General features: G+C 57.0%; 19 protein-coding genes. 12 read left to right on the top strand and 7 right to left on the bottom strand.

The genetic code is table 11. The features are described from left to right. Positions 1–42 precede the first annotated feature (42 nt). Genes NBT82_RS19615 through NBT82_RS19600 form a run of 4 tightly spaced genes read right to left on the bottom strand, consistent with a single transcriptional unit; the run spans position 43 to position 3,125 of the window. On the bottom strand, positions 43–1,692 hold the full coding sequence (locus NBT82_RS19615; protein ID WP_251331497.1) for a cell division protein CdpA domain-containing protein: 1,650 nt from the start codon (positions 1,690–1,692) through the stop codon (positions 43–45). Next, positions 1,670–2,161 carry a hypothetical protein gene (locus NBT82_RS19610; RefSeq protein ID WP_251331496.1) on the bottom strand — a complete coding sequence of 164 codons (492 nt, stop codon included), beginning with the start codon at positions 2,159–2,161 and terminating at the stop codon, positions 1,670–1,672. The genes NBT82_RS19615 and NBT82_RS19610 overlap by 23 nt, the downstream gene beginning before the upstream one ends. After that, positions 2,158–2,463: a hypothetical protein gene (locus NBT82_RS19605; RefSeq protein ID WP_251331495.1), complete on the bottom strand. Its 306-nt coding sequence runs from the start codon at positions 2,461–2,463 to the stop codon at positions 2,158–2,160. Before NBT82_RS19605 ends, NBT82_RS19610 begins: the two co-directional genes overlap by 4 nt. After that, positions 2,460–3,125 carry a hypothetical protein gene (locus NBT82_RS19600; RefSeq protein WP_251331494.1) on the bottom strand — a complete coding sequence of 222 codons (666 nt, stop codon included), beginning with the start codon at positions 3,123–3,125 and terminating at the stop codon, positions 2,460–2,462. The genes NBT82_RS19605 and NBT82_RS19600 overlap by 4 nt, the downstream gene beginning before the upstream one ends. Positions 3,126–3,447: 322 nt before the next feature. Here NBT82_RS19600 and NBT82_RS19595 point away from each other — a divergent pair, with 322 nt between their 5' ends. From NBT82_RS19595 to NBT82_RS19580, 4 genes are all read left to right on the top strand, one after another. Then, positions 3,448–4,014: a hypothetical protein gene (locus NBT82_RS19595; protein ID WP_251331493.1), complete on the top strand. Its 567-nt coding sequence runs from the start codon at positions 3,448–3,450 to the stop codon at positions 4,012–4,014. A 124-nt stretch (positions 4,015–4,138) separates the two neighbouring features. Further along, positions 4,139–6,463 (top strand): Ig-like domain-containing protein, encoded by a 2,325-nt coding sequence (locus tag NBT82_RS19590; protein ID WP_251331492.1) that lies wholly within the window; start codon positions 4,139–4,141, stop codon positions 6,461–6,463. Beyond that, positions 6,460–6,963, top strand: a complete 504-nt coding sequence (locus NBT82_RS19585; protein ID WP_251331491.1) for a hypothetical protein — start codon at positions 6,460–6,462, stop codon at positions 6,961–6,963. The genes NBT82_RS19590 and NBT82_RS19585 overlap by 4 nt, the downstream gene beginning before the upstream one ends. Further along, positions 6,960–7,694, top strand: a complete 735-nt coding sequence (locus NBT82_RS19580; protein WP_112077718.1) for a DUF192 domain-containing protein — start codon at positions 6,960–6,962, stop codon at positions 7,692–7,694. Before NBT82_RS19585 ends, NBT82_RS19580 begins: the two co-directional genes overlap by 4 nt. A gap of 69 nt (positions 7,695–7,763) precedes the next feature. On the opposite strand, the gene NBT82_RS19575 is transcribed toward NBT82_RS19580, so the two are convergent. Further along, on the bottom strand, positions 7,764–8,027 hold the full coding sequence (locus NBT82_RS19575) for a hypothetical protein (protein WP_251331490.1): 264 nt from the start codon (positions 8,025–8,027) through the stop codon (positions 7,764–7,766). 2 nt (positions 8,028–8,029) lie between these two features. On the opposite strand from NBT82_RS19575, the gene NBT82_RS19570 reads away from it, so the two are divergent. From NBT82_RS19570 to NBT82_RS19535, 8 genes are all read left to right on the top strand, one after another. Then, a complete protein-coding gene (locus NBT82_RS19570) occupies positions 8,030–8,566 on the top strand; it encodes a hypothetical protein (protein ID WP_120083793.1) in 537 nt (178 codons plus the stop codon). A gap of 250 nt (positions 8,567–8,816) precedes the next feature. Continuing rightward, on the top strand, positions 8,817–13,091 hold the full coding sequence (locus tag NBT82_RS19565) for a hypothetical protein (protein ID WP_251331489.1): 4,275 nt from the start codon (positions 8,817–8,819) through the stop codon (positions 13,089–13,091). A 522-nt stretch (positions 13,092–13,613) separates the two neighbouring features. Then, positions 13,614–15,830: a phage NrS-1 polymerase family protein gene (locus NBT82_RS19560; RefSeq protein WP_251331488.1), complete on the top strand. Its 2,217-nt coding sequence runs from the start codon at positions 13,614–13,616 to the stop codon at positions 15,828–15,830. Positions 15,831–15,943: 113 nt separating this feature from the next. Beyond that, entirely contained in the window at positions 15,944–16,276 is a 333-nt protein-coding gene (locus NBT82_RS19555) for a hypothetical protein (protein ID WP_112077713.1), read from the top strand. A gap of 331 nt (positions 16,277–16,607) precedes the next feature. Continuing rightward, positions 16,608–18,266, top strand: coding sequence for a hypothetical protein (locus tag NBT82_RS19550; protein WP_251331487.1), 1,659 nt, complete (start codon positions 16,608–16,610; stop codon positions 18,264–18,266). Positions 18,267–19,212: 946 nt separating this feature from the next. Beyond that, entirely contained in the window at positions 19,213–19,713 is a 501-nt protein-coding gene (locus NBT82_RS19545) for a hypothetical protein (RefSeq protein WP_251331486.1), read from the top strand. A gap of 520 nt (positions 19,714–20,233) precedes the next feature. Next, on the top strand, positions 20,234–20,410 hold the full coding sequence (locus NBT82_RS19540; protein WP_251331485.1) for a hypothetical protein: 177 nt from the start codon (positions 20,234–20,236) through the stop codon (positions 20,408–20,410). A 331-nt stretch (positions 20,411–20,741) separates the two neighbouring features. Further along, positions 20,742–22,007, top strand: a complete 1,266-nt coding sequence (locus NBT82_RS19535) for an orc1/cdc6 family replication initiation protein (protein ID WP_251331484.1) — start codon at positions 20,742–20,744, stop codon at positions 22,005–22,007. A gap of 515 nt (positions 22,008–22,522) precedes the next feature. Here NBT82_RS19535 and NBT82_RS19530 read toward each other — a convergent pair. Together NBT82_RS19530 and NBT82_RS19525 are read right to left on the bottom strand one after the other, a co-directional pair. Then, the gene (locus NBT82_RS19530) at positions 22,523–22,987 is read right to left on the bottom strand and encodes a DUF555 domain-containing protein (protein WP_251331483.1); all 465 of its coding nucleotides are present in this window, start codon (positions 22,985–22,987) and stop codon (positions 22,523–22,525) included. Positions 22,988–23,523: 536 nt separating this feature from the next. Continuing rightward, a complete protein-coding gene (locus NBT82_RS19525; RefSeq protein WP_251331482.1) occupies positions 23,524–25,320 on the bottom strand; it encodes a hypothetical protein in 1,797 nt (598 codons plus the stop codon). Positions 25,321–25,474: the final 154 nt, after the last annotated feature.

Below are 25,474 nucleotides of genomic sequence, written 5' to 3'. Positions count from 1 at the left end.
AACCAGTCTCAACTTCTGTTCCGAGGAGTTTCTCAAGGGGATTCATTTTGTAACCTCAGATTCATTTTCAGTCGTCCTGGGGTCCGTGGTGTCAGCGCCAGTATCAGCATCGGGGCCCTCTATATCGACGCCGTCGGTGTCGACCTCGACAACACCGATGTCAGTGTCACGACACTCATCGAGGTCAACGCCAGCGTCTTCATCGTCAGTGTCATCGACGGGGATGGAAGGAATGCCTGCGCCCCCACCGTCGGTCGCCACATCAGACGCGTCGGGGTCAGAAGCGACTACTAGGTTCGAGAGGTCCACCTTTTGTCGCGAACGTACCGCGAGGACGACAGCGATGAGCAGCGCGAAGATGCCCATCGCGTACACCTCAAGCGTGAACGTGGTCACGGCGGGATTTGAGTCCCAGTCTTGGGGATACGCTCCAAGGAACAGAGTGAGTGCATAGCCTGCCGCTGCGAGGCCGGCCACTCCGAGTCCCTTCGTTCTTCGCTCCGAAGGGAACAATACGACAAGACTCAGCACGAATCCAGGCAGACTCGCCGCAGCCGTCGCGAACGACACGGTCCGAGCCAGCCAATAGATGTCCGTACCGCGTTCGGCGATATTCATCGACCAGATGAACGTGCCGAGCGCCCCCACACTGAGTATGAGGCTTAGGAGGCCCAGAAACACACCCGCGTAGACCGCTCGCGGGACGACTGGGAGTGATCCATGTCCAATAGGCCCGATATTACGAGCGTACCAGCTCAGGATACGCGATTCTGCGACGCGCTCAACGGAGTCTGGGTGTGCGTACCCACCATCACCAACCGCTGCCAGCGGGTCGGAATCAAATTCGGAATCTGGTTCGGGTTCGATTTCGGGATGTTCGTCGGAAGCGCGGTCGAACTCGTAGTCACCATCCTCATTCGCCTCGGCCTGTGCCGCTTCTTCGGGAGTATAGGCTGCGTTGGCGACCTCCTGTGCCTTATTGGCCGGGAGTGAGAAGCTACCTTGTTCGAACGAGATAGGTGGCTTCTCTCCGTGATAGACTTCGTAGAGGACCTCAAGGACAGCCGGGCGAGTGTCCAGAATCTCGGCTTCCACCTGCGTCTGGGGGAGCTTCGACGCCACACGCTGGGCGCGGGCTTTCACTTCCTCGATATACTTAGCTTCGTCATCAACCTCAACGTCGTTCCCGCTAGGCATCAACGACTGGATCTGGGCCTTGAGGCCATCGTCAGCCTCCTCATCTTTAGCGACTGCAACCGCGAAGTAGAAGTCGCGGTCACGAATTTCCGCGACATCGACGACGCCCCGGAGCCACTCAGTGTGGTACTTTCGGCCGTAGTCGAGCAGCGGCGACTCATCCAACGGGTCAACATCTTCCTCGTCGTCGCCCGAGTTGATGAGCATATTTTCGGCTCCCTCAAACTGCTTGAGGTAGGGTTCGGGATCGTATGCCGTCGTCATCGAGAGGATCTGTGTTGGGAACTGAACCCCGCGCAGGAACGTCAAGAACGATAGATAGAGGCTTTCTTTGCGTTCTTCAGAGAGGATTAGCCAGTCTCGAGGCTGTATCTGCATCACCATCGCATAGGTGGTAGGCGTTTCCACGACGCCGCCGTCACGGACATTCTTGAAATCCATGAGGTCCAGCGTCGAACCGGCGTCTTCGTATTCAGTCATTTGTTTGTCCTCCATACGTCGCGATCGGCCAATCCGTGTCAAGGCCGTCGTCCGAGTCCGTTGGTTCGTCCGTCTCCGTCTCCGCACCTATCTCGTCAGCATCATCACGAACTCCGTCAGCATCGGCGACAACTGGCTTTGGGCGTCGCGTGATCCACGCCTCAAAGGGTTCATGATACGCGAGATCGTCCTTGTTAGGCTCCGGAGGCTTCCAGACGTAATCCGTTCGCCCACGCAGGTGCCGTGCCATCGCTGCTGCATATTGCAGAGGGCGCTGTCCCGGCGGAGTGCGGCTATAGATGAACAGTCCCACGAGGAATCCGACGAACACCAACGGGAGCGTCACCAGCAGCGGGAGACCGATAGTGTAGAGTATAAGCGGGAGAATAAGGGGCGGCCCCATCGATTCGGCCAATTTGCGGGCCGAGACACCGAACATCTTCGAGGCGAGAAGATTAGATGCCACCGGTACGTCCTGGCTCATTTCGCCACCTCGTCAATCTCGGAGTCACTGTCACTCTCTGCTTCGGCTTCGGTATCGGCCTCAACGTCGCGTTCCGCTTCGATATCGGCGTCCGATTGATCAGGGGCCGAAACCACATGCTGGGTTCGGAGTGCCGGCGGCCACGTTCGTTCAGCAGCGAGAAGTCGCTGTTCGGCTTTCAGCATCATCCCACGCCAGGTCAGCCCGAGACCTTTCCGAACCGAGTCTAACCATTCATACTCCTCTTGAGATGGGATATTGATTCGCGTATTGTAGTCCGAGGGACTCGACGGCCGACTCATCGAAAATCACCGCCGTATTCGTCAGCGTAGCCCTCGTAATCATAGCGCGGGTCGACGATATCCCACTCGTCGCGGTCGCCGGGGTGTCGAAGCACATCTTCGACATCCTCGTGTGCGTCCGCGGGGTGAAGTGTTTCGCCGCCTTCGGCGGCCTGTGCCGCTTGGGCATCCCAACGTTTGTATTCTCTTTCCCGGGTACGTTCGGCCGCAACCGACCGCTGCACATGGTTGGAAGAGGGGGTACGATTCTCCTGCACCTGAGCGACGGCAGCACTCACGTCAAAGTGCCCGGCATCCTCATCGTCACGGTTGCCCTCACTATCGACGTCACTACTGCCGTTCGCGTTAGCGTCCATATCCGTATCTGTGAAACCAGACAGTGGAATTTCGGTCGTTGAGCGAGCACGTTGTCGTTCGCGAATCTGCTCGTGCAGTTGCTCGGTGACATTTGTTCTCTCGGCAGAAACGCCAGCGTGGTCACCCGGTCGAGAGTATGCGAGTTCTGGGTGTAACTCAACGAGGGCTTTGAGGAGGTCTATACTTTCTGCGTGTTTGGCTCCCTCAAGGAGGACGCCGCGCCATATCATCCCGTGCCGATCACGGAGATCGCGTAGGCGGTCAGCTTCTTCCCGAGAGTACCAGTCGACTTGAATTTCAGGCATGGGAGGGTGCTCGCATTTCCAGGCTAGAGGAAGGGCCCTGTTTGGAGCTCACCGGACAGACGCAGTCACCCTCGCACGTATCGTCACGTGCAGGCGACTCGCGCTCGTCCTGGAGGGGCGAGCCATCACTCAACGTACCGGTGAGCGACTGGATTTTTGCAGGACTTGCCATCAGCCGTCATAAGCAGCAGGCAGTTAAGGACTTTTCAAATCTACAACAACTGTGGTGAATGTAGCGCATGTGGAGGGTGTGAGTAAAGAGAATATTTAGTCGCAGATAGCCTCAGATTAGCCACTCCAAGCGTCGTCGGCACCGCTGGCGATGACAGAACACCATCTCATGAACCCCCTCCAACTAGAGGCGCTTGAACTGTTTATCAACTGGCTCATTCCCGTCGGTGGAGTACTGTCGGCAAGTACCGATGTTGCCTATCTTACGGGATCATACATTCGAGAAATCACCGGCCCACTCGTACCACTCGGAGGGTATCAGGCCATCTCCACGTTCACGCGTATACTAGCAGAACTCGTCGGGTACAGCCACGGTCCCCTCCTATATCCTGTCGTTGATACTGCGGCGAGCGTACTCCTGTATACCGACACCCACACACAGCAGGCATCGGTTATCCCACTCCAGAGTGGCCCCGACCTCAGCACACTTATTTCCGATCTAAAGGCCGCTGTTACACTCCCTGGTTGGGTCGGGAGCGCACTCAAGTGGACGGGTCTTATCACGCTTGTCATCGGCATAATTGCGTACTTCATCAGCCCGTCCATCAACAACCGCCGTCGAGGGTTCGCGATGGCAACAACCGGGTTCGTCCTCACAATCATTGGGTTCGCCTTCCCGATCTTCATCAGCCTGATTCACTATGTCCTCTCAGGCTGATTCACGTCGGGACGGAGAGACTGGATCGGTACACGAGGACAGTTGGGCCGATAGGCTTAGAGGACGTATATACGCCTTCTACGCCGCGTGTGCAGCGAAACTCACTACCACAACTAGTGTGGGGATGAAGGCCACCGCGAACGCTTTCCGGGGCTGGTCACACGGATTCCGCATCCTCGTGACGGTACTTTTAGCGACCAGCCTCGTGATCGCACCCGTCACCGTTGTCTACGCTGCAGGTATCGGCCCAATCTATGACATTCCGAGTCCCGAGCCTGGCGTCGATAATACCTACGACGAAACCTATCGTGTCCTCGCGAACAACGACGTGGATGTCGATCCCGCGGATGTCAGTTACACCGGCTACTTCGAGAACGACTACCCGGCCTACCCAGTCGACCTCGGGCGGGCTACACTGTCACCCTCGCAATCGCTTCGGTATTCCACAACAAGCGATGTCTACATCACGGACCTCTCCGATTACAACGCGATTCCCATCCAGGATGAGTGGAAACCCTACTCCAGCATGCCGTTCTATACAGAAACGCAATTCATCAACGTGCATGAGAAGAACACCTACGACGGGCCAAAAAGTAACGACGGTGAGTGGTTCGTGCGTGCTACTAACCAGTACGGTGAGTGGCGGCCCGTCTATAACGCCGACGTGAAATGGGATCCAGACGCGGAAGAACTCTACGTCTCAAACCCTGACGACGCCCTCGTTCACCAGGCCAAGCACGAGAGCATCATCTCACGGAACCTCCACGCGGCCGAACAATACACGAAGTACGCACAGGACTCAGATCGGATCGCCATCCCGAAAATGAACGGCAGGGAGCTTTACCCCACCTCGAGCGGCGCGAGTATGTCCCGAAAATGGGGGCAGAGTGACTTCAATACAGTCCGCGAGTCATGGGTCGGCATCAACGACCTCTTTGGCGGTGCCTGGTATCGTGACAGATACGTTTCCGGGTCGACCCCAACCCGAGGTGCGTACGTTCCCTATGATCACCGAGCCGTTGCCCCAGCGGATTTCAGTCGAAGTGCAACGTGTACGAGATCGCACACGCACGGAAACAGTACTCACTCACACACCTACCCGAAGACCGAGTGGGCCGAATACGATCTCCTCAATTCGACGGCGAACGTCACGTCCGTCCGACTCGATCGTCCCGGATTCACGGGCGAGTCCGAATGGAACCGATTCGGTAAGGTAACCTGGATCGCGATTGAATCTATATCGAGTAAGAATCTCGAATATCCTCGAGGGGAATACACCCTGACGGCGACCCTCGAAGTCACCAGCGAAGTCGAAACTCGGTGGGGTGTCACCAGCTCGAAGTGCAGTGAATGGTCGCGAACGAGTGTGAGCACGAACACTCACACGACGAAATACAGCGTCCCCGTCACCATCACGGACTGGGATTCCCCGAATCTCGAGATCGATGTCGCTCACATCGACGGCGCTGGTCACGACCGCCTCGCCGTGAGGTGGAAGGGCAATCAAGACTTCCCGAGCGACCCCTGGAGAAGGATCAGTGTCAATATCGACAACAAAACCATCCACCTCACCTCTCCGTGGCGGTTCTACGGTATCTCCCGCAACGACGAGGTAGAAGTCCTCACCGGAGGCGGGTCAACCTCTCATAACGCGACGCACACCCACAACGACCGCTGGCCTGCCATCTACCGCTACGAGACAGGCGTCGCCAACGTCACCGCCGCTTTCCCACAGAAGGGTGAAGACAACCAAGTATGGGGATACACGAAAACCGTCGATAGCCAAGTTTCGACGACGCTCCCGGGAGCACCACTTCCTGCCAACGTCAACGATCCCGATAACGATCAGCCGACCGACCTCTACACACATCACGTCATCGACGTCAGATCGAGTGACCTCGACACAGGTGAAGCTGTCACCGTCGACGCCTCGAATCCGTTCGGTGCTCCACTCGACGGGAAGACAGTCTCCGGCGAAGACCAGCTCGAAGTCTATAGCCAACCATACGAGTCAACCGTCCTCCAGATGACAGATGTTAATGTCTCATCTACCGGCGCGGATCACGATGGCGTCCTCGTTCTCACGGACACTGACGGCAACTCCATCAAAAATAAGGAAATCACTGTCACCCAAGATGACGGAACGACATCGACGGTTACGACTGACAATAATGGCCGTGCCAAGATCGCGTGGGACGGATCGGTTCTCCGCGCTCGCTACGACGGCGACGTGTTTTGGTCACCCGGCGACCCCTACTACAAGGGTGACCGACTCCTCTATATCCTGCCGCCCTCACCCCTCGATTTCGAGGCCGTTGGCGCAGTCGGGGAATACATCTCGGCATCAATCAGTAATGTTCTCATCTTCGTCGAGTGGCTCGCCCTCGGGATCTTCGCCGTGTGGTGGGTGCGGATGCGTCGTCGCACCAGCAAGGGGAAATCAGGATGAGCAAGGTTAGTGAATTTACTGAGCCCACAATCGAACTCCTCGAAATCGCGACCATTATCGGGCGCTACGGAACCCTCATTGCGCTCGTCATCGGTATCATCGGCTGGTGGGGTTACGCGAAAAGTCCTCGAGCGATGGCCCGCTTCCGGGGGATGGCCGTCGGTGGCGGAGCCGGCTACATAGCGATCGTCGCTATCGACGTCATCTACGAGGTTCTCGTGTTCATCCTCGGAAGCAAGTTCCTCCCGGATGGGTGGCCCTACGGCGCCGTGACCGGCGTTCACGAAAGCAACCTCTCCCAGCTCGCCACCGCTCTCAGCATCGTCCTCCACAGCCTTGGCCTCGTCTTATTCATCATCGGTGTGACGTGGTGGGCGTTCGGCAGCCGCGATTCGCGTGCCGAGTCTCGCGGCCGTCGTGGGATCGTAATGGGGCTTACTCTCATCGGTGGAAGCATCGGAGGCAACGTGTTCAGCGTTTTCGCGTGGATTTTGCTATGACCGGCAACGGCCAACGCCCGGACGCCGGAAGAGATTGTGATGGAAATCTCGACCGCAGGCAAGAACAGGGATTTGATCAGGAGCAAGAAGAGTACGGCCCCACGAACCAACCGTTGCTCCCTGAAGACACAATCGCTCGGCGAATTGTTGACCGTCTCAAGAACCCCTGGGTCATCGCTATCCTCATCGTCGTTTTCGTACCGATGGTCGTATGGGTCGGCTATACTGTTCACGCAGACCTGACTTCTCCCGATTACGGGACTGCGACCATCTACGATGAGAGCGGCGACTACCTCGCGTCCGTCGAGGGAAATGTCGCCGCCACATGGCGAGAACAATACACCGGCCTCTCGAATACTGACTCCCTCGAAGATGGTCACGGGATGATTTTTCTCCACGACACAGAACGAGAACGCACCTACGTGATGCGGGACATGGCCTTCCCCATCGATATCATCTTTATCGACAAGGAGGGGCGGATCACCGTGATCCACCACGCTGAACTCAAAAACAGGGATCCCCTCACAGAGTACCGGGGCCAGTCGAAATACGTCCTCGAAGTCCCCTACTACTGGACCACCGAGAACGGCATCGACGTCGGTGATACCGTCGAGTTCCGGTGGGGCCCCCCGCGCACCGAAACAGGTGGGATATCGATAGCCTCCAGTAGCGGCCCTCACAACGATGTCCCGATCAATTCGAAACGCCGCCCGACGGCCAGCTCTCCGTAATACCGTGCTACGTCAGTGGGGAAAGGAAACCAGCGTGAAAAAGAACATGTTGTAGGTGGGTCGTTCGTCTCAGTCTGAGTCGCTAGGATGTGCGTCGGACATTGACGGAAGGTACTTGTTCTCGATCATTTCAGCCTGTGGGAAGTCGATTTTTTCAAGGATTTCGTTGATCGCTTCGTCGTACGACTTCTCTATCAGGGGGTTGTCGTTCTTGTAGGCGGTCAACCGCGTATGCGTATCCCGGTGGAGGCAGATGTTGATCGTCGTCTCGGGGTCGCGGTCGGTGTTATCACTCGAGGTGGGCTTGGAGCTGTTTGTTGGCACTGCAATCACCTATGGACAAGGAGGCACTGGAGGGTGTTCCAAGTCCAACAATTAGGTGTGCTATTGGTAACCACATAACTGTTCCGGTGAAAACCCCCGTAATCCCGCCCGTTGACACCCTGAAACCGCCGTTCTACATCTGCCACATTAGATGTAGTCTACTCTTCTTTATAATAGATTCTCACCTCTTCCCGGTGGGTAACATGAGCACCCTCCGAACAAAGAAACTCCTGAGAAAGCACAGCACATCCCTCGTCTTGGGAATCCTCGTCCTAGTCGTTTTCGTGGATCCAGTCGCCGCGCAGAGTGGGCCCCCAGCCGATTTCGAGGGTATCATGACCAATCTATACGACACCGTCCTGCTCGTTCTGAAGTACGCTGGCCTCGTGGCTCTCGCCTTTGGCGCGATCGTGTGGTTCACTGCCCGGAAAAACTCCGACCGCGCTGAGAACGGGATGTGGCTCATGATTGGTGGAATGAGCATGACGATTTTCTACTTCGGCGTCACGATCTTCGTGGCTGTCTTGGAGTGGATCGCCACCCCGTAAACCGTCTAGACGGGCTAGACGGTACGGACGCCTTCCCCGCTCGCCGCTCGTGTCCGAATTTCCAATTGTGGGGAGAATTAGGTCACAATCCAGTAGCGGCTGAATCAAACGACACAACACAATCCAAAATGACAACAAACAGTCCAATAGTGTGCCTATCTAACCGAATCGCCCGATGGGTTGGGACGCACTCGACCGTTGTACAGTGTCGGCGGAGGGGTGTGTCTACTCGCAAGAAGATGGTGGGCCAATGACTCCCCCATCCACGGACCCCAATCGGGACGATCATGAACAGGACACCCTCCACGATCGCATCAACTCTTTGTCGTCAACGCGCGGAGAAGACTCGACCGAATCGGGACGGGACCACCCCACTCAGAATCAGGAAGAACCGACCAACTTTGACCGCGTCCCTCCGACCGAGAACGAGGTCGATCAGGAGAACGAAGAGCGTGAGGAGCAACTCACTCCCTACGAGGTCAAGGGCACGACTGGGCCGGGAAAGAAACTCAGTGATCCGATCGAAGCCCGGCCATATATCCACATCTCACCCGCCCGTGAGCAGGTCACACCCGGGAACGTCATCGCGGGGCTTTTTGGCTTGTACCGGGCGGGCGTGACGAGCACTTCGCGGTTCAATCTCAAAGCCAGCCTCGGCATCAAGGACTACAAGAAGACCTTTGAGTTTATCATCCACAAGCCGCGGAACACGAAGCGATTCGACTTCTATATCTCCGTGACGCCCTACGAGGCGACTGCGTTCAAGACGCTCGCCGCAAACGTCGCCGCGATGTATCCCGAGTCCTTCGAGTTCGAGATCGTCCCGTTCAACCCCGTCGCGGCGTTTGACTCAGAAGACGGGAACGCCCGCGTTGGCGGGCGACGTATCGCCTCGCTCGACGACATTATCGACCTCGAGAACCTCGCTGGCTTCGAGGACCCCGAGGTTTTTGTGGATCATAGTATTGGAAGCGGGCATGATCTTTCTTCCGAGCAGGCTGAAGAACAGCTCGTCAGGGAAGGCGTTCCGCTCCGTCCCGAGGAAGTCCGTGAAGAGAAGCGTCCCTCGCTCGTCCGGTGGAAAGGCATTGCCTCAAAAAAAGACGACTGGATGACGCTGCTTCGGCCGTTCAGCGATTTGGCTATCGACAGCGACGACCAGTATCGCTCGCCGCTCAGTGTGCTCCTTGAGCAGGCCGTCCACACCGACGATCCGTTCATCTTCCAGGCCACCTTCAGGCCACGCTCTAACTGGACTAGTGAGGCTGAAACCCACAAGCGGAACCTCAAAATGGGCAACCACGGGACGCTCTCCGCGTTTAAAAACGAGTTTGCCCGGCAGATGTTTGGAACATCCGACCAGGAACGCCGAAACATCCACCGTGGAGACATCTCCGAGCAGGTCGGAGGGTCCGTCAGCGCCGGCGATGATGACAAGATCACGGGGTCGCGGATGGAACAGATCGACCGCAAACAACCCACCACAACGTTCGACCTCACACTCCGAGCTGCTTGCGACGAACAGACTGTCCAGAGTATCTCAAACGCGTTCACGTCGCTCTCGGGGCCATATTATGGCATCGAGGGGGAACTCCTCGGGTTCAACAATAAAGAGTTCGCCCGCCTGTGCCACGCCCGTCAGGCCAGCATCAGCGGTTTTACCGGGCGCTTCAGTAAAGGTGACCCACTCATCTGTGCCTCTCCCGACGAACTCGCGAACTTCGTCGTCGTCCCGCACACGGACGCCCTCCCGCGAGCCTCGCGTGGGTCATCGGGCGGGTCACCCGACGCTCGATCGCCACTCACGGCAACAGATGAAGACCTGCTCTCGCAGTACGATTACGGAATGCACATTGGATACGCCGAGACCGCCGTCGACAACCGGCGAGACATTCCCATCCGTCTCAGTGCAGAGCAGCTGACGCACCACATTCTCCGCGCAGCGACGACGGGCGGCGGGAAGACAACCGCAATGGTCAACGATGCGCTGTCGGCCTATCAATCGTTCGACGGCCCCATCTTCGTCTTCGACCGGAAAGGTGGGACGATGGCCGACGAGTACAAGAAAGCACACTTCAAGCAATTCGGCAACCTCGATGACGTCCTCCACGTCCCCGTCCCGGGGCCGAACGACGAGGTGCTTGCTTTCCCGTACTTCGACATTCGACCGCAACTCGCTGCCGGCGTCTCACGCACGGTCGCCGTCCAAGAGAAAGTTGACCGCTACAACGAACTCCTCGTGTACGTGCTGGGCCGAGAAATGACCCAGCAGGCGTTCGTCGCCCAAGAGATCCTCAACAACCTCATCAAGGCGATGTTCGACCCCGTGTACGGCCGGGACGCATGGCCCATCCAAGACCTGTTCCAGGTTGCCTACGAGATGCAGCAGGGGCAACTCCCCGAAGTGAGCGACCGGACGCTTCGCCTCGCTCTCACGCGGCATCTCCACGCCGACGAGCAGCGGTTCCAAACGTCGATCGATGCTGTGATGAACCGCATCACGAAGCTCGCTGAGCGGAGCTTTGTCTGGCGTGTCCTCAATTTCGTTCCCGAGTGGAACGGCGAGAAGGGCTGCTACGCCAACCAATCGCCGATGTTCGACATCCAGGACGTCCTCGCCTCGAAGAAGGTCGTCCTCGTCGATACGGGTGACCTCCGGCCCGCCTCGAGCAATCTGTTTACCTTCATGCTGCTCGACTACATCTGGTCGGGCGCTCGTCTCCGTCATCGACTCAGGAACACCCCGCCGGTCGAGGATGGATACGTTATCAACCTCATCATCGACGAAGCTGCGGCGATGCTCCAGTCCGAACTGGTACGCGACGACATGATTCCTGACGGGCGTGAATTCGGTCTCTCCCTCGAAGTCATCGTCCACTTCGCAGAGCAGGTCAAGGCCGATGCCCTCGACGTCTCCTCGTACAAGGAAATTCTGCGGAACATTAATACGAAACTCATCGGGAAACTCGCCGTCGACGACGAGCTCGTGATGACGCTGTTCCACGAAGGCATCGAGGACGAGGAACTCGTCGACCGGATCACGTCGCTCCCGCGTGGAGAATGGGTCGCTCAACTCCCTGACACCGGGTTCATGACCGATATCCCCGAAATCGTGACGATGCTCCCCGTCGATATCCCCGACGGTCACAGCGATTCTGACAACCCCGTGATCAACAAGACCGTGTCGACGCAGGGTCATGTCTTCAGCGACATCAACGCAGAAATTACCCGTACAACGCGGCGTGACCACTGCCTGCTACCCGGAAGCAACACCGACGCTTCCGACGAGCAGCTCTCAGCCGAACACAGACGCGGCATCAACGGTAGTGAAAATAGCCAGAATCGTGACTTCGAGATTGGCGTGTCCGGCGAGAACCGAGACGCAAACGGCGAAGGCAAGAAGACTGGGTCCAACCCTCAGACGCAACTCGGCACGGGGAGTCCAAACACCCCCAGCACAGAGGGACAACCCCGATCGAACGAGCACGGCGAACAGGCCGAATCAGGAGCTAGTCGAGTTCCCGCAGACGACCTCACAGACGATCTCGGTTCACGCCGCCCGCCGCGAGAGACGAACGATGACAACGAGACCGATGGCGGGGTTCCACGATCAGCTGATGAAGGAGACAGTAATCTGGGAGATCGAGTTGACGGCTTTCTCTACGGTGGAGTTGACCCTAGCTCCGAGGATCCGTCCAAAACCGACGATGCAGACACCGACGAGGAGAGGGGAACAAGTGCCGACAATACAGACGATCAGAGTGCGTCTGATGCCCCCAACGAGAACGCCACTGAGAGTGCCGACAAAAAGGATAGAGAGACTCGAGAAGGTATAGATAAGAGTCTGACAGTTGAAGAACGCCATTTCCTGACCGCGATTGTCACCACAGTCAACGGCAACCACCCTGCCTACGACGTTGTGAACTCGATGGAGAGGATAAAGAATCAGTTTGATGAGGTAGACGAAGAGAAGCTCATCGAACTCGGCTACCTCGAGAAGCGGACCGAAAATCTGCGGGTCTACTACACTGTGACTCGCGACGGCCAGCGAGCGTGTGGAGCGAAGGTCGCTACCGGCGAAGATCAGGGCGATGTGAACGAGAAGACCTACCACAAGGTGATGGTAGAGGCGTTCGCTCGCACACTCGCCCGTGACCCGAACAATCACTATTTTGTTAAAAAATATACGCCACTTCACGGGACTGATGTGAAGCCAGACGTGGTCGGCTACGATGGCAAAGATCCCGTCATTATTGGAGAGGTCATCTCAAACGTCCATCCCTCGCTGATGGTCAAGCACTATGACGACTTCAACAGGTTCGACGTCGAGATGAAAATCTGGATTGTGCCCAATCTATCAGTCGCATGGGATATCACTCGAGCCCTCGCAAATGCTGGCCGGATCGACGAACTGCCCCCCAAGAGAAGTAAGCGGACCTACGAGAAGCTCACCGAAGCCATCTGGGGTGAAGATGGTAAGTGGACGTTCGTCGGCGCTCCAAATCTCCTCGATGATCTCGACTAGTCACATCCACGCATTCGCACAAAGTCCGCGCACGACGCGCACGAGCAGTACGGACGCTGTACCCCGCAAATCCGCCTTTTCTAACGCCCCTTCAGCGTCAGCACTTAGTGCGCGCGTTCAAGGCGTTTTAGAGGCTCTAAAACGGCATTTTGAGGTTCAAAGCGAAATCACCGGGTTTGCGGGGGTTTCGAGTGCTCGCAACTTCGCGCAAAATTCGCGTGTGACGCGCATCAGCAGTATGGGAGCTCTATCGTCAGAATCCGCCTTTTCTAACACTCCTTCAGCGTCAGCACTTAGCGCACGTGCGCAAAGCGTTTTAGACAGGCTATCAACCAACCAGATCGCTCCATTCGACACCTCCGGAGTGATTTTACATAGTATTGGATACGGGAGGGAGATCATTCGCTCACAATTCGTGTGCTGTCTGTTGGTTTTCGCCCTGAGTCGGGGAAAATCGACGAAATCGGTTTGTCTCGCCCGACGAAACGAGGCGACGAGGCGGACTGACAATAGGTAATATCCATGCCAAAAGTAGACGTAGCTAAAGACGGGATCCCGGACAAAATCCGCACTATCAGGAATTGGATTTGCTGGCGTGAAGGTATGCGTGACGGAAAATCTACCAAGATTCCGACTAAACCATATCGGACGAGTGGTGACATTAATGCCGACGTTACCAACCCCGAACATCGCCGAGACTTCGACACCGCCTGGGATTCACTCAACGACTCTCGCGTGAACGCCGATGGTCTGGGGTTCGTCTTCAGTGACGACGTCACCATCGTCGGTATCGACCTCGATAACTGTCGTGATTCTGATACTGGTGAAATCAAGGAATGGACGCAAACAATCATCGACAAGGTCGACTCATATACGGAGGTTTCCGCTTCCGGGACTGGTGTGCATATCCTCGCAAGTGGGAAACTTCCGCCCGGCGGAAACCGGAAGGGCCCTATTGAGATGTATGACTCCGGACGGTACTTCGCTACGACTGGTGCTCACGTCGAGGGAACCCCCACAGAAATCCGGAAGCGTCAGGATGAGATAGAGACCGTTCACCGCGAGTTCATCGAGGAGGGCGTGAGACCAGGTGGACAGACGACTCTCACCAGAGGGACAGAAGTTGAAGATTCAGAAAGCAGAGGTGACGCGGATGGTCGCCGCGGCATCGAGGCCCGGGCGCAGCAGAGTGCGAGTTCGCTCATTGAGCGTTATGGAGACGCCTTCAAGAGCATCCACGACCCCGCAATCAAGGAGGCCCTCGAGCGGGTCGCGACGAAGTACCTTCCCTCCAAGTGTCCGAGTACGTTCGCCGACCTCGCGGGACCCGGTGTGGACCTATCAGATCAAGAGATACTCACGCGGATGTTCGACTCTCAGGGAGGTGACCGCAGGCAGCGTCTCTACGAAGGCGACGCCTCGATGTGGGGGTCCCATGACGCCGATTATCCAAGCCAGTCCGAGGCAGATATGGCGCTCGCTCACAACCTCGCGTTCTGGACGGCGAAAGACCCCAAACGGATGAACGCACTGTTCGAGGAATCCGGCCTGCACCGCGATAAGTGGGAGCGACGTCACTACGCGAGTGGCGCAACCTACGGCGATGTCACGCTCGCCCGTGCACTCCTCCGGGTGGACGATTACTACGAAGTCCCGAGCAAAGATGGTGTGAAGTTCTCGAAGGCCGATTCCAACGGCTCGGATTCATCGTCATCCTCGGGGGCGGACGACCACGATCTCCCGCCGATGGATTTCAAGATTGGCTCCGATTCCGAGCCGTCCGAGACTGTCAACGCCGCTACGGACGAGACAAACCCACTGCACAGCGAAGGGGCGAACGGGGGATCCCCCGCCGTCAATACCGATGTCCATCCTAACCTCGAGGACGACGAAGAGTTCATTCCCGTCAACCCCGACGAAGATGGCGACCCGGCAGCAGTCGCTGACGCCTACGCAACTAGGCAGGAACCGGAACAGGGGAACAGCCACGCCCGGGCCCATAGTCATGACGCCGCTTCGTCGACGACCACACCCAAAGGTTCCACGACAGCTGGGACAAGTGCTGATGATAGTCCTGTCTCAGGGCAGAGAACGGCCGGGCCAGGGGCCGCGCCGCCGACGACGGATGGTCGCGAACCCGCTGACCCGCGTGGGGTGGACACCGATTCCGACCTCGACGAGAGCACCCAGCGAATGATGGAAGCGTCCGCTCGCGACGCCGGGCCGGGATGGGAACGCACCGACCCGACGCTCAATGATGACGAGAAGTACCCAGCGGATTGGACCATCGGTGAGATCCGGGGCTACTCCGCGACCGACCAGGCAATGCGTCTCGCTCGTGAAGACCAGCGAATTCTCGCTCGGAAACTCGACCGGCAATCAAGGGAACTCGCCGAACTCAGCGAGCAGGGCGAGGAGAACGAACGCCTCCGGTTTGTCCTCAGGGTCTACCTCGAAACGATGGATGAGCTGATGGAGGAACGCGCTCAGTATCGTACGCAACTCAAGCACCTCGGGGAGCTCTCGAGAGACGCTGCCGAGCTCCCAGACGACCCCGTGAAGCGAGTCAAGCAGATTATGCGTCCGAAGATTCGGCGCGAAGACGCAAAGACGGCAAAAGAGACACTCACAGGAATCGACGCCGTCCTCCAGGAGTACGAAGAGGCGAACGAACGTATCAAGGCCGAAGAACGCGAACGACGCAAGAAACAGGGCTTCCTCTCGCGTCTCTTCAGGTAACGGCGCTGTTCCGAACTGTTCGGCCGGCGGGCTGATCGCGCCGTTCGTTCCGTGTGTACCCCCGCTCCTCGCAGCGTGAGTATTGGACCCCAAATGGGGGTGAGGGAAGTGAGATGTACGACAACATCAACCCCGATGAGCGGCGTATCGACAGCGATTTCAGCAGATCAGCGACCGAAGCCAAAATTGAGCCGCGAGAACCCGTGAGCGTTCAGTTCAAGACCGGCGATGGCCCCGAGTTCAGGAAGCCCGACCATGACCCACATGGCGAGACGTTCGCCGCGGTCAGCCATTCCTGGGCGTCGTGTGACGGTGGGTGTGGGATGTCGGGCCTGGTCCCGACCACGCTCCTCGAAGATGCCGACGGACTGACCGGGTGGCCGCCATTCGACATCCTCTGCGAGGCGTGTGCCGAAGCTCGCGATCGCGACGACTACACCTTCTAGTCGTCGAGGATGTGAACGCGATTCTGTACGTACTGCTTTCCGACTAGACGGCTCGGACGGGCAAAGTGCCTCTGTTCTCTCGGTTTCCCCAGCTCCTCGCAGCGTGAGTTTTGGTCCCCAAAGAGGGGTGAGGGAAGTCAGAGAGGGGCGCAGCGGTGACTGCGTTCATTCTCGCCGAGATCCGGGGTTCAACCTCGGAGTGAATCAGTCCATACGGCGGCGGTCGGGATGTCCCAATCGTCGCTTTCCGGTTATCCTGCTTGCGTCTCCCGTGAGTATTAGCCCCCAAAGGGGGTGAGGGAGAGCGGGTGGGGTGGGGCGCGACGGTCGAGTGCCCAGTCCCGAAGCCGTTTCTCAGAAATCCCCTCAGAGAGTGACAAACATGTGTGCAAACATTACCACAGACGTAGCACAGCGCGCGGAAGACATCAGCGGCGAGTTCGGCGAGATGGGCGTGGAGATCCCCGTGTCGAGCATTGAAGAGCGAATTGCGGCCATGCAGGAGTTCTCCGTTCCGATCGAGACGGCGGTCGAGACGACAGTTCGTAACGTCATCAACGACTACGACCTCGAATCCAACGACCTCTCGGACGGGGTCAAGGCGGTTGCCGGCTTCGTCGGCACCGGTAACAGCAGTTCCCGGGGCTTCGACCGGATAGCTCTCGAGGATATCTCGAACCTCGGTGACGAGGAATGGGTGGACGTCCGGGCGCAGATCGTCGACCTCTGGGAGCCGCACTCCGATTCCATGCGGCAGGTCGGCCTCATCGCCGACGAAACGGCCCAAATGAAGTTCGTTGTCTGGGCGAAGAACACTGACTCGCTCCCGACACTCGAGGAAGGCGTCACCTACGACATCACCTCGGCGGTCACGAACGAGTACGAGGGCAAGTACTCCATCTCGCTCAACAAGGCGAGCAGCGTCACGGAGTCCGAGGAGGCCGTCGAACCCACGGACGGGTCGATTCGCGCCACTGGGACGCTCGTCGGCCTCGATGAGGGTTCGGGCCTCATCAAGCGCTGCCCCAGCGAGGACTGCACGCGCGTCCTCCAGAACGGTCGCTGCTCCGAACACGGTGACGTCGATGGCGTGTTCGATCTTCGCCTGAAGGCCATCCTCGACGATGGCAACCGTGCTGTCCGCACGCTGTTCAACGCTGAGATGACTGAGGCAGTCTCCGAAGTGAGTCTCGATGACGCCATGGAGATGGCTTCTGAGGCCCTCGATCCCAGCGTCGTCGAAACGGAGCTCCGTGAGTTGCTCATCGGCAGGACGTATGATATCCGGGGCCCGGTCATCGGCGAGTACTTCCTCGTCGACGAGGTCGAGGAGATCTCCTACTCGGGAGAGAATGCCGGCCTCAGTAACGCAGCCCTCGCAGACGCCGCCACGCAGCGCCAACCTGCCAAGCGCGTGTTCGCTGAAGAGCTGAACATGGCGACCCACTCGTTCACCCGTCCAGAGGACGAGGGCGACGATCGTGCGCCAAAGTTCACGCTACTCCCCTCGGGTGAGGCGGTCAACCGCGTGCTCGTGGTCGGTGCTCTCATCGAAACCTCGGATGTCGGCGATGACTCCGAGTTCTGGAAGGGGCGCGTCATGGCAGGTGGTGAAGTTGTGAACATCTACGCGGGGCAGTACCAGCAGGAGCCGATGGCTGTGCTCCGCTCGGCCGAGACCCCGTCGTTCGTCGCAGTGGTCGGCAAGGTCCACCAGTACGAGACGGACGCCGGCGTGAACGTCTCCATCCAGCCCGAGCACATCTCGACGGTGGGCGGGGAGATTCGCGACTCGTGGATGGCTGAAACCATTAACGCGACCCGGGCGCGACTAGGCGCGCTCGAGAGCGGAGAATCGGATGCAGCGGACGCCGTTCTCAGCGTCTACAACAGTGATATCTCGGCCATCGAAGCGGCAGTCCAGGCGGCAGCCGAGGACCTCGCTCCTGCCGGCAGCGACATCGAGTCGGAGCCAGCTCCCGCCCAGTAAGGGCGGCGCGGGATATTCCCGTCCGGCTAGGGTGAACGTCGCCCTCCGGCACGCCGTCACTGTGCATCGAAAATCTGCCGAGTGCCCCCGGTACGACGGCGGTTCGCTGGTCTCAAGCGGTATGCGGTTGCATCGGCTCTTGACCCTTGACTAGCTTCTACCCATTTCTGGTTCCCTCTGGCGCTTCTTTTCTCCAGTTTTTGCCCCCTGAAGGAGGTGAGGGGCGATTCGACCATCTATTAGTGCTCGCCCCATCGATGAGGTCGGCTTATCACTGCCTTCGTCGAAGATCGCGGGCCTCACGACGATCAATCGCTAGCCCTCACCGACCGTTCGACTCTGTTTCCATCGGTTCCGTTCCCGGAGTCTTGGCACGAGTCCTGCCCGTGTCCACTCATAGCAACACTAGAAAGCAATCTGGCAACGCCACCGAACTCATCGCAGAGTCCCCGTCGAGAGTCACAGCCGACCCGACCATACGCTTGAGAGCGTGGTCCTTGGAGGTCGGCCAGTATTGCCAATGCCACGTCTGACGACGCACCTGGCTCTCGCATCGTCACTTTCTGTACCATTCGACCATCCGCCAGCAGTTTTCAGACGGATGCCAGTTCCGGCGCTCCGTTCTTGTCCTACGCAACACCAAACGGCATCTACGTTCGGACTGTAACGTAGGATTTGAGCCTTTCGTACGACTTCATCCCATCTGGAGATACCGTCAACGTCACCAATTGCGGTCAGAGCAACCCGCTACACATCGTGAAATGTGGCGGCTACATTGAATGTGGTTCGCGAAGAGTTATGCTTGCATTTCACTGCTAGTTCTGACTATGAACACCCACCAAGCTCCTTCCTCGGCATCGTGTGAGTATTGGGCCCTGAAGAGGAGTGATGGAGATCGAAGAGGCGGTGTAACCGCTGTTCTCGGTCGATTTCGTTCATTCCAATCATGAACTCCAACAATACCTCCACGGACGCACAGCACTCGAACAGTACTCTCGGTCGCCGATCATTCCTCCAGGAGGGCGGTGCGCTCGCCGGTGCTGGAGCAATCACCGCGATCGCCGGCTGCTCCAGCTCTAGCGCTAGTGGCGGGACGAATGATGGTGGGGAGAGTTCGACCCCGACGCCTGACTCGGATGAGCCTGTCTTCCCGCTCACCGCCTCGGTTTCCGACCCGTACCATTTCTACCGGATCATTAACGAATACAAGGATCACACCGAATATCACGGCCCTGTCTGGCTTGTCGACCTTACCTTCGATCTGGCCGTCGATATCGATGACTGGAAGAGTTCCGACGAGTACGTGGTTCCGACGATGTATCCCATCAGAGTCTCGAAAAACGGTGGGAACCCAGAGTACGGCCGCATCTTCCACATCAATAAGGACGAGGGCTGGTACAGAGTCGAGATTGACATCCTCCTCCGGGTAAACGCGGAGGAATCCTGAGCGTTGGAGATTTCAGGTTTGCAGTTCCACCGAACCCCGACACGGTGAGAATCCGTGTGGGGTTCACGGACTGTGACGGGTGGGACTGCTGGGAGTGCCAAGCCCCCGGTACTCCTATCCTCTATCGTGTTCGGACTCCCGGAGTTGTTTTTGCCTCGGGGAGTCCGGCAGATTTCGACGGACTTGGAGTTACTTTCTGTGGTGCGTACAGCAGTCGGGCACTGCGTCGGTTCATTGTAGGAACCGACCGTTCACCCAACTGGTTCCGATTACTGTCTCATTGCTTGGGGCGGACAGGCCGCCATCGTAGGACTGGCAGGAATCGCTCCGTTCTCAGCCTGATTCCTACCTATGTATAGGATTTCCTGTCACTTTAAGTTACGGATTGTCAATCTCAGCGTGGCTATTGCAGCGCGGATTGACTCTGAGTTGTCGGATTCATCCTGCGGCTGAAGCCGCAGGTATTCTCCTTGGCCTTTATAAGTGGTTTGTCGAGCGGTCTCACTTCGTCGTCGACGAGATGGAGACCGAGCATCTCGTCCTCGGCTACGGCGAAGATGACGAACCCGACGCGGACACGGACTACAGCGTGTACCTTGAGGATCGGACGAATCAAGACTTCCACGAACTCGTCTCGTTCAGGTACGACGGCGACCCCGCCGAGCGCAACCTCCTCGATGAGGAATTCCGAGACTAACGTCGATGATATCCTCTACACGAAAATTTCTCTTCTCTTTAATCGCTATCCAGCACCCCTCGGTGTGAATGGGATCCTTGATCGACACCCCTCGGTGTGAATGGGATATCCAGTTTGACCCCGGAGTGTGAATGGGGTCCTCGATTTGCCCCCCCTCGGTGTGAATGGAATCCCCAGTTTGCCCCCCCTCGGTGTGAATGGGATCCTTTACTTTCCAGAATTTATATACATACGGAACCGTATTCTCAGTTCTTCTAAAACGTGAATAGGGATTAGCCTATCACATCGAGGGTCGGTTACCTTTATGTGAATGGGGTCGGATATCCTCAATATGACGGATAACAATACAACCCAGACAACTGTTGACGAGATTTTGAGTGTCGACGATCAGGGCGACGAATATACATCAAAAATCTTTGAGAAACCGTGGCTGCTCGAAATAGATAATGTCCCAGATGCGAATCGGATCGTCGGACGTGATGATAAAATCAAATCCTTGGCGAAGAATCTCCGTAAGATGAGGACGGACGATGTTCCGGACAACATCGTGATGTGGGGTGAGACAGGGACCGGGAAGACACTGGTCGCTAGGCACGTCTGTGAACGCCTCGAGGCAACGACAGAAGGGACTGACGGGTCTATTGTTACGGCGTATGTTAATCCAGACCCAATATCGACATACACCTCTACATTTCGTAAGATAGCAGAACAAGTGAATGCCAAAGCCAACGATCCAGTCGACGTCCCATCTCTAGGTCTATCAGCGGAACATTATCGTGACAAGAAACTATGGCCTATTGTTGAGAGAGAGTTTCCGGGTGGGCTTGTTGTTATAATCGACGAGATCGATAAACACGGCGAAATCAACGAGATTCTCTACACACTGTCGAGGGCCAAATCGAAAGATGATGTTAACTTCCCTGTGGTGACGATCGGCATTTCAAACGATATTGAGTTCAAAGGGGATATTGATTCAAGGGCTCAATCAACGCTTCAGCCCAAGCACTGGACATTCACACCCTACGAGGAGGATCAGCTTGTCTCTATTCTGGATAATCGCCGTGACGCATTTTACCAAGAAGTACTGGAAGATGATGTGATCTCGAAAGTGGCCGAGCTCGCGGCCGATGAACATGGTGACGCCCGCCGTGCAGTGCGGTTGTTACGAAACGCGGGTGAGGTTGCCGACGAAGAGGGTGGCGAGATCGTCACGGCGGACCACGTCTCTGAAGCTGACGAGCTCGTTGAAGTAGAACTATTTATGGAAATGGTCAAGGGAACACCATTATCAGGGAAGCTACTCCTGTTTGCACTTACTCGGCTTGATCGGAACAACCCGGAGAAAGAATGGTTCCGAACTTCAGAAATACATCGAGTGTACGAAACAGTCGCGAAAGATGTCCGTGTTGAGCCGAAAGGATACAATCGTGCTCTCGAGCTGTTAAATAAACACGTGACAACGGGTGTTCTCGAGTCGAAGAAGAAAGAGGGCGGAGATGACGGGAAGTTCAGATCATACTCGTTACAGGGTGAAGTAGAAAGCACCCGGAGAGGTCTGATCAATTCGACACCAGAACTCCAAGAACTGATGGGGTGATACCTCCCACACCCCTCGGTGTGAATGGTCCACCATAGGACACAGTGATACTAAATCAACACTCGTTTCTCAGTCTAACCGGATAGAGAATACACGGCAGTAATGTCGCGAACGCCCCCTAGAACGTCTGTACTTGAAGATATTCTTACCACCGGGCGGTATTTGTTGCTGTGTTGTCTGTCCAGTGTGTTCAGCTGCACCGACAACCGCACCGCTACCGCACTAGTAGTTAATTTTATTATACACTAGCACAAACAGTCCGCCGAGTAGGCTAGTTCTACAAGGCAAGGCGCTTACGCCGCAGCCGATGGCTGAGCGAAGCGAAGGGGGGACCACCAGTGTGACCGTACTGACGTTGATCAGGAGAGATTAAACCTGGTATGAGCAGTGGTACACCATTCACACTGAGGGGTGTGGGGGTGTGATTATATCAATTCGTCATCTATTCACCCATTCACACCGAGGGGTGTCGATCAAGGATCCCATTCACACTCCGGGGGGTGTTCTTGTAGCAATTATCCTTGCGTTTGCTTTGTTTCGCTTCTGGATTGGACGTCGCGACCAAGATCCGCGAAGTTCATTTCTGGCTTTTCATCCGCCTCGTCAACCGGTCGCGTCTCCAACACCGTGAGCGGGATGTCCTTCATGCGGACGCCCAACTCGCGCTTCGCGACACGCTCGCTCTCCTCGTGAGACTCTGCCAACATCTCGACGATAACAGTCAGTACGACCAGCGCAAAATCCGTCGTACAGAGCGCCGCCTCCATTTCATACCCACAGGAGGGACAGACGACATCTTGGACGAGGATCTCCGACGACCGGGCTTCTGTTGACTTTGTTCGCGTACCGACTTCCGCAACTGCGATGTTGATTGCGTCTTGGACGCTCTTCGCGCCGGCGACGACCCACGGGACCGACAACTGAATTTCGTACCACTGCTCATCGATACTCATCTCGTCGTCGCTGCGCCAGCTCGTCATCGCGATCGCCGACCAGTTACGCGGGCATCAACTGTGTATCGCCGTCTCCTATTCGCTGTCGATGGAGGTCTCGGTGTCATCGGTGGAGGGAGAATCCGCTCGATCCGCCCACGTCAATGACACAACGAGGGCCGAGCCGAGCCAATTCCGTGTTGTTGGAGGGTGTTTCGACCGGTCGCGTCAGCGGCCGGGATGACTAAACATCCCGGTTCGCAACCGTACCGCACCCAACGCTGTCACGTTATAAGATGATTTGCCGTTCACATTTACTGTAGCCTCACATCCGTCACATCCGTCACATCCCCCACATTCCACTTCTTTCGATATCGTCTCGATATCCTAAACATGGATGACTGCGAGATCGCGATCGATATCAAGACCGCTCGCTCTGTGGTCTGTGAAAAGGAAGGATTAGTTTTCTGAGTTCGTCGGGGGAACTCGGGTGGTTGTTAGGGTTCGTTACATTTCGGGGTGACAGTACGGAGACGGTATTCCGTCATCGAATCCATACCGAGGAGTACGCACTACGCGTGTACTCATGCAGTATCACCAGTCTGGGCAATGCGGGTGAGCTCATCGGCGATAAAGTCAGCAATCATCACTGGCTCGGGCCAGGAGACACAGACTTCACCGTCGAAATTCGCAGCCTCACTCCGGGGAACTGGTTCACCATCGTCAGACGGACTCGACGAACGACCAACATATTGCGGTCTGGCAGTCGTCGACGTCTGATCGGATGACTTGACAGGAGCGCGTTCGACAATCTCGATTTCAGATGCCCATCGTGAATCGAGCTTCGGTTGACCTTGGTACGTCTGCTTGGATCTCTGGCGTGGAAGCTTGAAATCCACCAGACGCACAGTGTCGCCCTCGTTCGGTTCGATGAGGGTCTTCTTCGAGATTAGGACTTCGCCATCGACATCATCGGGGTCAGCCGTTGACGCAGTCTCTTCGTATTCGCTGGACTCCCAGACGGAAACGCGGACCTCATCCTCGCGGCGGTTACCATCCTTTAGAATCATAGCAAACTTCAGGCTAGGAACTGGTGGATAGTAGATTTTCTTCACGACGCCCTGTGTCGTGACATAGCCTTTCGAGGACGCGAGATTCGCCTTCAAAATCGCGTTGATCCTGATGACGTTTCTCGGGTCGGTCTGCTCCTCTTCGACAAGCGAAAGGAACGCGGTCGTGATGTCCGTCCCAGCCTGCACACGGCGTGCAAGTTGGGAAGCGACAGTGACCGGTGGTTTCCGAATTTCGTGCAGTGCATTCCCGTCAAGCAGTCTGCGTGTCTCGGCAAGAATTTCTTCACGAAGATCGGGATCTTCCTTACCCAGCTCGCGCAACGGAGCAGCTCGGTCGTAGATCTGCTGTTTGAACCGTTGTTCGAAGCTCCGCCGGTTTCGATCCCGTCGCTCAGGAAGCGTGCGATCGTGTTCCGTGCGGAAACGAGCAAGGATGTCTGTGTGTTGATTCAAGAGAGCAGCCACACCTGTCATGTGACCGTTTTCGTCGATACCATGAGAGCTCCGCTTGAGCTCTTCATCCAACGCTAGGCGGAATTCGATTCCGGTTATCGACGACCGAGAGTAGTCCTCGGGGTTCGGCACGACGCTCCGAAGGGAGGCAACTTCGCCATAGGGAAGCAGCACTTCTAATTCGGACGTCGTGACACCTTCTGATTCGCGAGGCGTCTGTTCATCGTTGGGGATGATCTTCAGCTCACGAAGCCGTTGAGTGTCTAGGTCGAGGGTTTCGACAGATTCGAGCTTCTGTCCCAACTGTACGGGGGCAGTAGACGAACTCGTGGGGATGTACTCTTCAAGACCAGACGCTGTGCCCGTCAACTGATCGCCAGTTGGGTCGGTCAGGCGGTCGTGGCCCATGTAGATGTACTCGCCAGTCGAGAGAGCGTCGGGTTCAGTGATCGCGTCAGCCGGACGGCCTCTCGCGTTCATCTCAGCCCTCCGCTCGTCACTACGGGATGGGACCATCGGTTGGTCGTTGTACCAGCCGTAGTAATCATCGGAACTCTCGCTCTCGAACTCGTGTTCGGAGCCAGACGTGAATTCAGAGATTGCGCCTTGCGACTCCACGCCGTCCGCATCGAGGCGACGCTCGGACTCATCGAGGCCAGCGTGCCAGCGGATAGTCGGCGACTCCACGTTACCGTCCAAGCGACGGCGTTCCTCGCAATCGAGGGAGCGGAGATCGTCGAACCACCCATCGTAGCGACGGGCAATGTGGGTCGGATTCTCATATTCGATTTCGGTTCTACCGTTCTTCTCGTGACCAGCCTCAGAGAGGTGGACACTGTCGGTGTTTCCACTCATAACAATGTGGGAAAGCGACCGTGCTTTCCATTCGCATAGACGCTCGAACCGTCTATAACTGTATCGCGCCTATCACCGCGCAGTAATGCGGTTTTCTGATGAAAACCCCCGAAATACCGCTCCCTTCTAACAGAGCCTCCGACTAGATCGCTCG

Source organism: Haloplanus sp. HW8-1, assembly GCF_023703795.1.
GTDB classification, from domain to species: Archaea; Halobacteriota; Halobacteria; order Halobacteriales; family Haloferacaceae; genus Haloplanus; species Haloplanus pelagicus.
This window is presented reverse-complemented; position numbering and strand designations above follow the sequence as displayed.

Excerpts from the sequence above, each read along its gene's own strand:
- NBT82_RS19615 (WP_251331497.1), bottom strand. The coding sequence starts at position 1,692 with ATGGAGGACAAACAAATGACTGAATACGAAGACGCCGGTTCGACGCTG.
- NBT82_RS19610 (WP_251331496.1), bottom strand. The coding sequence starts at position 2,161 with ATGAGCCAGGACGTACCGGTGGCATCTAATCTTCTCGCCTCGAAGATG.
- NBT82_RS19605 (WP_251331495.1), bottom strand. The coding sequence starts at position 2,463 with ATGAGTCGGCCGTCGAGTCCCTCGGACTACAATACGCGAATCAATATC.
- NBT82_RS19600 (WP_251331494.1), bottom strand. The coding sequence starts at position 3,125 with ATGCCTGAAATTCAAGTCGACTGGTACTCTCGGGAAGAAGCTGACCGC.
- NBT82_RS19595 (WP_251331493.1), top strand. The coding sequence starts at position 3,448 with ATGACAGAACACCATCTCATGAACCCCCTCCAACTAGAGGCGCTTGAA.
- NBT82_RS19590 (WP_251331492.1), top strand. The coding sequence starts at position 4,139 with ATGAAGGCCACCGCGAACGCTTTCCGGGGCTGGTCACACGGATTCCGC.
- NBT82_RS19585 (WP_251331491.1), top strand. The coding sequence starts at position 6,460 with ATGAGCAAGGTTAGTGAATTTACTGAGCCCACAATCGAACTCCTCGAA.
- NBT82_RS19580 (WP_112077718.1), top strand. The coding sequence starts at position 6,960 with ATGACCGGCAACGGCCAACGCCCGGACGCCGGAAGAGATTGTGATGGA.
- NBT82_RS19570 (WP_120083793.1), top strand. The coding sequence starts at position 8,030 with ATGGACAAGGAGGCACTGGAGGGTGTTCCAAGTCCAACAATTAGGTGT.
- NBT82_RS19565 (WP_251331489.1), top strand. The coding sequence starts at position 8,817 with ATGACTCCCCCATCCACGGACCCCAATCGGGACGATCATGAACAGGAC.
- NBT82_RS19560 (WP_251331488.1), top strand. The coding sequence starts at position 13,614 with ATGCCAAAAGTAGACGTAGCTAAAGACGGGATCCCGGACAAAATCCGC.
- NBT82_RS19555 (WP_112077713.1), top strand. The coding sequence starts at position 15,944 with ATGTACGACAACATCAACCCCGATGAGCGGCGTATCGACAGCGATTTC.
- NBT82_RS19545 (WP_251331486.1), top strand. The coding sequence starts at position 19,213 with ATGAACTCCAACAATACCTCCACGGACGCACAGCACTCGAACAGTACT.
- NBT82_RS19540 (WP_251331485.1), top strand. The coding sequence starts at position 20,234 with ATGGAGACCGAGCATCTCGTCCTCGGCTACGGCGAAGATGACGAACCC.
- NBT82_RS19535 (WP_251331484.1), top strand. The coding sequence starts at position 20,742 with ATGACGGATAACAATACAACCCAGACAACTGTTGACGAGATTTTGAGT.
- NBT82_RS19530 (WP_251331483.1), bottom strand. The coding sequence starts at position 22,987 with ATGACGAGCTGGCGCAGCGACGACGAGATGAGTATCGATGAGCAGTGG.
- NBT82_RS19525 (WP_251331482.1), bottom strand. The coding sequence starts at position 25,320 with ATGAGTGGAAACACCGACAGTGTCCACCTCTCTGAGGCTGGTCACGAG.